The organism is Paracoccus sp. (in: a-proteobacteria), from assembly GCF_039808215.1.
Taxonomy (GTDB): Bacteria; Pseudomonadota; Alphaproteobacteria; order Rhodobacterales; family Rhodobacteraceae; genus Paracoccus.
The window spans coordinates 1-2,723 of record NZ_JBDHSP010000159.1; the positions used below are offsets into that span (position 1 = coordinate 1).

Consider the following 2,723-nt stretch of genomic DNA (forward strand, 5'->3'; position numbering starts at 1 on the left):
GAAGACAAGTGAAGCAGATCCTGAGCAGCCTCGAGGGCATGACGTCCATGTACATGGCGTCGCAGCCCGGCCCCCATACGGCGCAGTCGATCCGGGAGATCATCGCCCAACTGCGTGTCATGCCGATGTTCGCGGGCCAGGTCGAAGATGATGACGCAGAGGAACTCGCACGCCTGATCGAGGAGAAATACGGCATCAGCATGGGCTTTGGCGCCATTGTCGATGCAGAGGATTTCCGTCCCTGGCTGCATGACGCCCGGATCAACGGCGAGATCGGGGACTTCTATTGGGGCCGGTACCGCAAACTCCTGAACCTTAAGGGACTGCCGAAGTCGGTGATCGACGCGACGGACGAGGTGACGGATCGTGTGCTGGATCGTCTTGGCGATCCGCGCAATCTGAGCCCCTGGAGCCGCCGCGGGATGGTGGTGGGACATGTGCAAAGCGGCAAGACCGCCAACTACACGGGGTTGATCTGCAAGGCGGCGGATGCGGGCTATCGCCTGATCGTCGTGATCGCGGGCATCCACAACAACCTTCGCAATCAGACACAGGCGAGGATCGACGAGGGCTTCATCGGCCGGGATACCGGGCGACTGGCCCACGCAAACAAGGCGCAGCGTCAGAAGATCATCGGGGTCGGCCAATTCGACCAGCGCGAGTTTCCGGTGTCTCTCACAAACACCCTGCGCGACTTCAACAAGGCGACGGCGACCACGAACACCAGCCAGATCGGGCAATACAACGTTCCAGTGGTGCTGGTGATCAAGAAGAACACCAGTACGCTGAAGAACCTGCTGGAGTGGCTGAAGGAACATTCCGTTCACCAGGGCACCCAGATGGTCAGCCAGCCGATGCTGCTGATCGACGACGAGGCCGACAATGCCTCGATCAACACGGCCTATGCGCGTGACGAGGTGACCCGCATCAACGGCCAGCTCCGCGAACTCCTCTCGCTTTTCCACCGCAGCTGCTACGTCGGCTACACGGCGACACCCTTCGCCAACATCTTCATCGATCCGGATACCGACGACGAGACGCTGAAGCAGGACCTTTTCCCGCGGCACTTCATCATCGGCCTCGACGCGCCGTCGAACTACTTCGGGGCGCAGAAGGTGTTCCTCGACGCCCGTGACCAGCACGTCCGCCTGATCGACGACAATGAGGACATCCTTCCGATGAAGCACAAGATCGACCATCCGGTCGACGTGCTGCCGGAAAGCCTGATCCGGGCCGTGCGCGCCTTTGTCGTCGCGCGGGCGATCCGGAATGCCCGCGGCCAGCAGGCCGCCCATGCCTCGATGCTGATCAATGCCTCACGCTTCACAGATGTCCAGGGACGGTTGCGGTCTCGGGTGGCCGATGTGGTCGACAGGATGCGGGACGCGGTCGCGGTCGATGGGGCCAAGGGCAAGGTCGCGTTGCGCAACCCCGAGATTGCTGCCCTGCATGCGGTCTGGGAGTCCGAGTTCGCTGGGGCCGAGGGCGCGGACTGGTCCACCGTCCAAGCTCGCCTGCACGAGGTTCTGGTTGCAGCGCGTGTTGTCGAAGTCAACGCGTCGAAACGGTCGCAGCCGCTCGACTATGACCAGACCGGGGAACATGGCGTGACGGTGATCGCCGTCGGCGGCTTCTCCCTCTCGCGCGGCCTGACGCTGGAAGGGCTGACGATCAGCTACTTCCTGCGGAACTCCATGATGTATGACACGCTCATGCAGATGGGCCGGTGGTTCGGCTACCGGCCGGGCTACGAGGATCTGTGCCGGATCTGGATCCCTGCCGATGGTGTCGGCTGGTATGCCCATATCCACGAAGCGATGGACGACCTGCAGACCCAGCTGAAGCGCATGGAACTTGCCAAGGCCACGCCAGAGCAGTTCGGCCTCGCCGTTCGCAGCCATCCGGAATCGCTGATCGTGACGGCGCGGAACAAGATGGGGACGGGGCGCGAGTTCCCGATGAAAGTCGGCCTAGCAGGAAAGCTGGTCGAAACGACACGCATCCGCACAGATCGCGATCAGCTGGACCGCAACCGACAGGCCGGGCAGGCACTGGCGGCGGCAATCCAGGCCAGCGGGCTGGCACCGCAAAACCCTTCCCGCGGAACCCTCTTCAGCGGCGTCTCGGTCGATCTGATCCGCGATTTCCTGCGTGCATTCCGAGCCGATGCTTCTGATCCCCTCACCGATCCGAGGCTGATGTCGGATTACATAGATGTGCGCGCCGACACCGAGCTCAGGGAGTGGGATGTCCTCTTCGCCAGCGCACAGAAGGCGGATGCGACATCCGCCAATCTGTCCGGGATCGACATGCGGGCCTTCGGCCGATCGGTCGGTGAGCCGGATCTGCGGCATGGCGTCCTCGCAATCAGCGGCACCAGCAGACGCGTCGGTTCGCCTGGCGACGAGCGTGTCGGGCTGACCAAGGAACAGATCGACGCGGCCACCAATGCGTTTCGCGAAGAGCGGATTCGGGACGGAAAGCCCGTTCCGGAAACCCTTCCGCCCCGCATCTTCTGCGAGGTCAAGGGGCGCCGCCCGTTGATCATCCTCCGGTTCGTCGAACCTGTGGTTCCAGAAGAGCTGAAGGCAAAATCGCCATATCTGGTCTTGGCATGGAGCATCTGCTTCCCGCCATCCGAGGTTCAGGGTGGCACCGTGGAATACATCGTCAACACCATCCGGATGCGCGAGATGTTCGGCGAGGAAGAGATCGAAGAGGAG

The 2,723-nt window shown here is 62.6% G+C and carries 1 protein-coding gene; it reads left to right on the plus strand.

Annotation, left to right across the window (positions count from 1 at the left end; genetic code table 11):
• Positions 1–8: 8 nt before the first annotated feature.
• On the plus strand, positions 9–2,723 hold a 2,715-nt coding region (locus tag WMK75_RS18955; RefSeq protein WP_347269127.1), incomplete at its 3' end, for a Z1 domain-containing protein.